This window comes from uncultured Nostoc sp. (assembly GCF_964245575.1).
Lineage (GTDB): Bacteria > Cyanobacteriota > Cyanobacteriia > Cyanobacteriales > Nostocaceae > Nostoc.
In genome coordinates, this window is sequence record NZ_CAXTNP010000076.1 from 21916 (window position 1) to 28151 (window position 6236).

The following is a 6236-nucleotide window of genomic DNA, read 5'->3' on the forward strand; positions in this document are numbered from 1 at the left end:
CCGAGTGAAACCGTATGTCAGACTTACTTGGAAGAATTACAGTTAATCCCAAACAATGTGGTGGTCGTCCCTGTATCCGGGGCATGAGAATTCGGGTATCAGATGTACTCGACTTGTTTGCGGCTGGACTGAGTGCCGAACAAATCTTAGAAGAAATGCCCGATTTAGAAGCGGATGATCTTAAAGCAGCACTTGTGTACGCTTCACGTAAGCTCAATCATCCCGTTTTGGTTGCATGACAATCTGGGTAGATGCACATCTATCACCCGCAATTGCAACTTGGATCACCATCACATTCGGCATAACCGCATTAGCTTTGCGTGATGTTGGGCTAAGAGATGCCGAAGATCCTGAGATTTTCGAGGCAGCAAGGGCTAGAGGAGTCATCTTCATCACCAAAGACAGTGACTTTGCTGACTTAATTAGATCGTCTTGGAACACCGCCACAAGTTATCTGGTTGACATGTGGCAATACGTCAAATGCCCGATTGAAAGAGATTCTGAATTCAACATTGCCAGAAGCATTAGAGCTTTTACGATCTGGTGAAGCGTTAGTCGAAATCAGAGGGGATTAATGGTGGAGGCTAACCAAAGTGCGATCGCACTCTCAAATCCCTTACACTTTTTCTTCAGTAACTAATGTCAGATTAACCCATTCGCCTTTATCGTTATAACTGCGAATCATCCTCTGGCGTAGGTTTGATTGGATTAACCAACCCGCTTCCAAAAATAATGGTTGACGTAATTGCACCTTTAAAGGAAAAGTTGCAGAAGCGCCATCAGGTAACAATAATACTTGTACTTCCTTTTGGGGATCTTGGTCAAAGAGAACGATGGAACCTTTAATGGTAGCAGTTGAGGTAATTGTACGTTCCCCAAAAGAAGTACTTTGAATTAATCGCCCAGTATCATCAAGTTGTATTTTCAAAGTTGTAGAGTAAATATCAGGCGATCGCAAATCTCGATATATTGTCACTGCTTGGCCTTGCCATTCTCCCAACAAGTCATTTATCTGCAAGGGTGGACATTCTGTTGTTGAGGTTCCAGCTAGATGTTCTCGAATTAGAACTAGTCTACTTAGATTACCTGTCTTATCAAACAGTTGCACCAGACGTAAGCGGCGATTTTCATAAATAAAAGCGAGTTCCGCACCGAATTCTGAAAATGGCCCTAGCTGAATTGAACCTTCAGAAAATGAACCATTTTCAAAAAAAAGTACACCCCCTCCCACAGAACTATATTCTTTAATCAGATCATCTTTTCCCGAACGACTCAGAGTTAGTAGCACTGTCTGGTTATTGTTTAAACCTTCTAGAGAAAGATGGCTAGGAGTATCGGTCAGAAGTATACCTTCAGGAGAAAAGTTGGTAAATGAACCTTCCCATACACCAAGATTTTGCAGAAAACATTCCCATTGCGATTTCATAAGGTTTTATTATTAGTCATTAGTCATTAGTCATTTGTCCTTTGCAATGACCAATGATTAATGACTAACCTTTGGCAAAACGTCGGACAGCGAATAAGCTTCCCATTAATCCTACAGCTGAACCGAAACTCAAAAGAATCAGGGGTAAGAGTAAAATTTGGGATCGAGTGAGTTGCACCCCGTTGGTGATAGCTTGAATAAATTCAGGTTGATTGGCTAGCAACTTACCGAGAAACTGTTGAATCACTGAAATGAAACTCCAAGCGATCGCACCACCAACTAAGCCAAAGGTAATTCCTTGTAAAATAAACGGGAGGTAAATCCAAGCAGAGGTTGCTCCCACTAGTTGCATAATTTCAATTTCCTGGCGTCGCGCCATGACAATCAGGCGAATTGTCGTAGTAGTCACTGCGATCGCTGTTAAAGTCAGAATAATCGTAATTGTTAAAGTAATCCAGTTCAGACCTTGGTGCAATTGGGCAATGCGTTTAACTGCTTCATCCACATACTCCACCGTATCAACTCCTGGCAATTTAGCCAACTGCGTTGCTAAAGTTGGTACAACTTGAGAATTACGCGCTTTGACCTTCATCTCATCAACTAAAGGATTCTCACCTAGCTGCTGCGTAGCCCCCTCAATATCAGAAATTCTCATTTCCTTAACTAACTTAATCCAAGCTTGTTCTTTGGTAATGGTTTGCATCGCCGCTACCTCTGGCATTTTTGCGATCACTGGCTCAATGGTTTCGACTTGCGTATCCGGTTCGAGATAAACTGATACTTCTAGCTGGCTACCAAACTGGTAGAGGAGTTTTTCAACTTGCCAAGAGGTTTGCAAACTCAAGCCGAATAAAAACAGTAACACGGTTACAGTACTTACAGCTGCCCAATTCATCCAACCTCCCCGCAGTAAACCGAGGAAAGTTTCTTTGAGCAGGTAGTCAAGTTTCGTCAAAGATTTAAACATAGATAACCTCAAAATTTGAATGAACTTAGCACCTTGGCGTTAAGTTCAGCTTTTGCGTCTTTGCGTCAATAACACTACTTATTTATAGTCAATAGTGCAAAGTTTGCCAATACATCAGCTTTTATAGATTGCTACTTCCTTCCTGCTCCTTTCCTCCTGTACCCTCTTGCTGTCTTGACCATTTACCTTATCTTCGTGCCATTCACCATAGCGCTCTTTCATCACTCTCAGAAAACAATAATCGAAGCAGAAAACTGAAACTATGACTAAATCAAGGTTTGAGGCTTTATTTTCTAATATAAATTCATAAATGTAGCCAAAACCTGGAAAGTGAACTATCGTAAGCCTTGCAGCGATTTCTTTCTCCAAGAGTGATGGAAGAGCGATAGATACACTCACTGTCACTCCTACAGTTATTGATAACAACTGGCTACCTGTTCTGGTTTCTAAGCAATTTTACTGTTTTTATAACTGACTTAAAAAAATGGGGAAAATAGTTTGGTAATTTTACGATGTGTAGTATCTGAGGATAGTTGTAAATTTAAAGGAACAAACAAGATTGATTGAAGGAACTTTAAATTATGAACTTATTAAAGAAAGCCAATTTGGATAATAATTTATTAAGCAAGATCCGATATCAACTTGAGTCCGTAGAAATACATGATTATCATCTAGCCAAACTATTGTGCAAAGTAATTCCCTCCAATTGCCCTTTTGAGAGAACTGTTACAGTTTTCGGTCGGACTCTGTTCCAGATTCCACCTTTATGTAAAATTAACCCCCTCTATGAACAAATAGTTGCTCTTCGTTTTAAGTGTTTATTATATTTAGTCAATGAATGTGGTGAGGATGCGAGAAAATATTGTTAAATATAGGTTTTCATCAATAAAAAATAGATTGAACAAATCTTTTTACTAATAAAAATCTTGTATAGAAATCCTAATTGCAATCAGATGTGAATCAGAAATGGGCTGTCAGCCCCAACTCTTGGAGATAAATTCGCGTTCGGGGAAGTCACGCATTCACGCATTCACTCATTCAAGAATTTTGAACCAATACGCTTGGGTTAAGGCTAAAACTCTTTGTTAAAGTCAATTTTTTGAACGAACCGCCTTTTTTTCGGAACGCTTTGCGAACGCACAGCGTCTCTAAGAGTTGGACGCCATCGCGTAGCGTCTCTAAGAGTTGGACGCAAAGAGAAGAAAGAAATGCTTAACTGAACTGTATTGAATTTTGAACTCCATACTTCGGCTCCTTTCGACTTACTTCAACTACGCCCAACTCGAAGAAGAGGCTTCGACCTAAGCGTAGCTATGCCGCAGGCTTTACGGCTACGCTGGCTGACAAGCTCAGTACAAGTCGCTCAGTAACCATAAATAAATTTAGTTGCTCTGCGATCGGGATGCCGTAAATATGCGCTATGCATCACTACATACATTTTTTTCATTCTCACTCTCCATCCAAATTATTTTTTGGTCAAACGATTTACGATCAATTTCACATTAAGTAGAGCGGTGTGAATAATTCAAGGTTTGTAGTGAACTAATCTCAAGATTTTTTACATTACTTATAGGACTTACGCAAAAGTACACACGCTCTGGGGCAATTCATGAATTGCCCCTACGTGAAAATAAGGGTTTTGGCTATTATTTGCGTAGTTTTTGACTGAATCTAGTTTTATTTGTTATCACAATTTACTTAAATAAGACTCAGAAGCTTGAAAGGTACTGTTTAATGACGTAACCCTAGATAAAATTATGACTTCTTCTCTACCAGACGCACTCGCGTTCGCTTAGAGCGAGACGGACGCTCGTTCCGACGCTGCGCTATCGAGCGTCAGAAACCTCCGCAAAGCACTGGCTCCCCGACGTGGATTTCAAAAATTAAATATGAGTCTTATAGAATTAAGATAGTAGGAATTTTCACCATCTAGCCATCAAGACTCATGCCTTCTGAAATTGCTGTAGAGAAAAAAAAGTTAAAAAATCCACCTTTGGAGCTTCATTATTTAGGCAATCGCGTGCTGCGTCAAGCTGCAAAGCGAGTTGCGAAAGTTGATGACGAACTCCGCCAAGTGGTGCGCGAAATGTTGCAAACTATGTATAGCAAAGATGGCATTGGTTTGGCTGCACCCCAAGTGGGAATTCACAAACAACTAATTGTCATCGACCTGGAACCAGAGAACGCAGCTAATCAGCCCTTGGTGCTGATTAACCCCATTATTAAACAAGTAAGCCGCGACATCTCGGTTGCCCAAGAAGGATGCTTGAGTATTCCCAACGTATATCTAGACGTAAAGCGGCCCGAAGTCGTAGAAATTGCCTATAAAGACGAGTACGGTCGCCCTCGGACATTAAAGGCTAATGACCTCCTGGGACGCTGCATTCAGCACGAAATGGATCACCTTAACGGCGTGGTATTTGTAGACCGTGTGGAAAACTCCTTGACTTTAGTCCAGGAGCTATCTAAGAATGGCTTCTCGTATCAAGCGGTGAAACCAATAACATAGGGGGCTAGTTGTGTATTTAACTCCAAAAAGCGGTTTATTTCTGGGTGGTTCTTGTGTAAGTGCGATCGCGGCTGTCGGTTCGATTTTTGAACTCAGTTACGGACGACCAGATTTTGGTTTCACGACCACTGCGATTATCCTGGCATTGAGCATTCCACTCACAGGATTATTTTTCTTTGCCGCAGTGAAGGACGCAAGGGCTAACATGAAATAAGCATCAGGTACATAAAAAAGGTAAAAGGATGAAATAGAATGCAAATTTTCTCCTTTTACCTTTTATTTTTACTCCCATCTTCCACTGCCCCTAAAGCTTTCAGTGTTGCCAACTGAGCTGCTGTTAAACCAATAGAGCCTATAATCTCCATATCCTCGTATGGTTTGGGGATACTGAGAATTTTCAAACATTGACCAGTGTCTGCATTCCATATCCTCACGGTTTCGTCTTCACCACCACTCGCTAGGAATCGTCCATTGGGGCTGAAGACGACTGACCATATCCTCTTGGTGTGTCCAAGCAGCGTTTTAAGGCATTTAGTAGTGTTCACATCCCAGATTTTCAGGGTATTGTCATCACCAGCACTGGCCAAAATGTAGCTAACTTTATCAGTCTCAGTGGCAATTGTATAACCTTGAGGACTGAAAGCAACGGCTCGGACTTTATCGGTGTGTTCCTTCAAAGAAGGTTCTAGAGGTTCTGGGCTTTCGTTGGTGCTAGCCTTCCATAATCTCACTGTATGGTCTTCACTGGCACTGGCTATCATTTGACCATCAGAACTGAATGTTACTGACCTTACCCAATTAGTGTGTCCTTTCAAAGGTTCTAGGGATTGACCGGTGCTAAGGTTCCACAATTTCACTGTATGGTCTTCACTAGCACCAGCTAAAATGTCACCCTTGGGACTAAAGGCTACAAACCATATTCTGTTAATGTCTTCTAACAAAGTTTTGAAGCATTTACCAGTATTCACATCCCATAATTTTACTGTTTGATCGTCACTAGCGCTAGCTAAGATATTACCATTGGGGCTGAAGGCAATTGACCATACCCAATTAGTATGTCCCTTCAAAGTTTTGAAACATATACCAGTGTTAGCATCCCATAACCTGATAGTTTGGTCATCACTGGCACTAGCTAGGATTTGGCCATTGGGACTAAAGGCGACCGATCGCACTCCATTTGTATGACCCTTCAAAGTTTTAAGGCACTCACCTGTGTTTACATCCCACAGCTTAACTGTGTAGTCATCATTGGCACTGGCTAAGATTTGAGAATCGGGGCTGAAAGCTACAGACCACACCCAATTAGTGTAACCCTTCAAAGTTCTCAAGCATCT

9 protein-coding genes and 1 pseudogene are annotated in these 6236 nt (G+C 41.4%); 6 read left to right on the plus strand and 4 right to left on the minus strand.

Translation table 11 applies throughout. From position 1 onward, the window contains the following. Nucleotides 1–14: 14 nt before the first annotated feature. From ACFFAP_RS14485 to ACFFAP_RS14495, 3 genes and pseudogenes are all read left to right on the plus strand, one after another. On the plus strand, nucleotides 15–239 hold the full coding sequence (locus tag ACFFAP_RS14485; protein WP_174712394.1) for a DUF433 domain-containing protein: 225 nt from the start codon (nucleotides 15–17) through the stop codon (nucleotides 237–239). After that, nucleotides 236–370 (plus strand): annotated as a pseudogene (locus ACFFAP_RS14490) (DUF5615 family PIN-like protein); the annotation flags it as partial. The gene ACFFAP_RS14485 and the pseudogene ACFFAP_RS14490, both read left to right, overlap by 4 nt. A 118-nt stretch (nucleotides 371–488) precedes the next feature. After that, nucleotides 489–575, plus strand: coding sequence for a hypothetical protein (locus ACFFAP_RS14495; protein ID WP_375511861.1), 87 nt, complete (start codon nucleotides 489–491; stop codon nucleotides 573–575). A 41-nt stretch (nucleotides 576–616) separates the two neighbouring features. On the opposite strand, the gene ACFFAP_RS14500 is transcribed toward ACFFAP_RS14495, so the two are convergent. The 3 genes from ACFFAP_RS14500 to ACFFAP_RS14510 all read right to left on the minus strand — a co-directional run bounded on the left by ACFFAP_RS14500 (nucleotide 617) and on the right by ACFFAP_RS14510 (nucleotide 2792). Then, nucleotides 617–1426, minus strand: a complete 810-nt coding sequence (locus ACFFAP_RS14500) for a DUF3598 family protein (RefSeq protein ID WP_375511854.1) — start codon at nucleotides 1424–1426, stop codon at nucleotides 617–619. A 64-nt stretch (nucleotides 1427–1490) separates the two neighbouring features. Then, complete coding sequence (locus ACFFAP_RS14505) at nucleotides 1491–2393, minus strand: cell division protein FtsX (RefSeq protein WP_375511855.1); 903 nt, start codon at nucleotides 2391–2393, stop codon at nucleotides 1491–1493. Nucleotides 2394–2507: 114 nt separating this feature from the next. Then, nucleotides 2508–2792, minus strand: a complete 285-nt coding sequence (locus tag ACFFAP_RS14510) for a hypothetical protein (protein ID WP_375511856.1) — start codon at nucleotides 2790–2792, stop codon at nucleotides 2508–2510. Nucleotides 2793–2974: 182 nt separating this feature from the next. Between ACFFAP_RS14510 and ACFFAP_RS14515 the strand changes: the two genes are divergently transcribed. From ACFFAP_RS14515 to ACFFAP_RS14525, 3 genes are all read left to right on the plus strand, one after another. Continuing rightward, nucleotides 2975–3262, plus strand: a complete 288-nt coding sequence (locus tag ACFFAP_RS14515; protein WP_375511857.1) for a Mo-dependent nitrogenase C-terminal domain-containing protein — start codon at nucleotides 2975–2977, stop codon at nucleotides 3260–3262. Nucleotides 3263–4338: 1076 nt separating this feature from the next. After that, complete coding sequence (gene def, locus ACFFAP_RS14520) at nucleotides 4339–4902, plus strand: peptide deformylase (protein ID WP_375511858.1); 564 nt, start codon at nucleotides 4339–4341, stop codon at nucleotides 4900–4902. A gap of 10 nt (nucleotides 4903–4912) precedes the next feature. Further along, nucleotides 4913–5116 (plus strand): hypothetical protein, encoded by a 204-nt coding sequence (locus ACFFAP_RS14525; RefSeq protein WP_100899691.1) that lies wholly within the window; start codon nucleotides 4913–4915, stop codon nucleotides 5114–5116. Between the two features lie 55 nt (nucleotides 5117–5171). Here the strand turns inward: ACFFAP_RS14525 and ACFFAP_RS14530 are convergent. After that, the coding region (locus ACFFAP_RS14530) for a WD40 repeat domain-containing protein (RefSeq protein ID WP_375511859.1) at nucleotides 5172–6236 on the minus strand (1065 nt) is incomplete at its 5' end.

Excerpts from the sequence above, each read along its gene's own strand:
- ACFFAP_RS14485 (WP_174712394.1), top strand. The coding sequence starts at position 15 with ATGTCAGACTTACTTGGAAGAATTACAGTTAATCCCAAACAATGTGGT.
- ACFFAP_RS14500 (WP_375511854.1), bottom strand. The coding sequence starts at position 1,426 with ATGAAATCGCAATGGGAATGTTTTCTGCAAAATCTTGGTGTATGGGAA.
- ACFFAP_RS14505 (WP_375511855.1), bottom strand. The coding sequence starts at position 2,393 with ATGTTTAAATCTTTGACGAAACTTGACTACCTGCTCAAAGAAACTTTC.
- ACFFAP_RS14515 (WP_375511857.1), top strand. The coding sequence starts at position 2,975 with ATGAACTTATTAAAGAAAGCCAATTTGGATAATAATTTATTAAGCAAG.
- def (WP_375511858.1), top strand. The coding sequence starts at position 4,339 with ATGCCTTCTGAAATTGCTGTAGAGAAAAAAAAGTTAAAAAATCCACCT.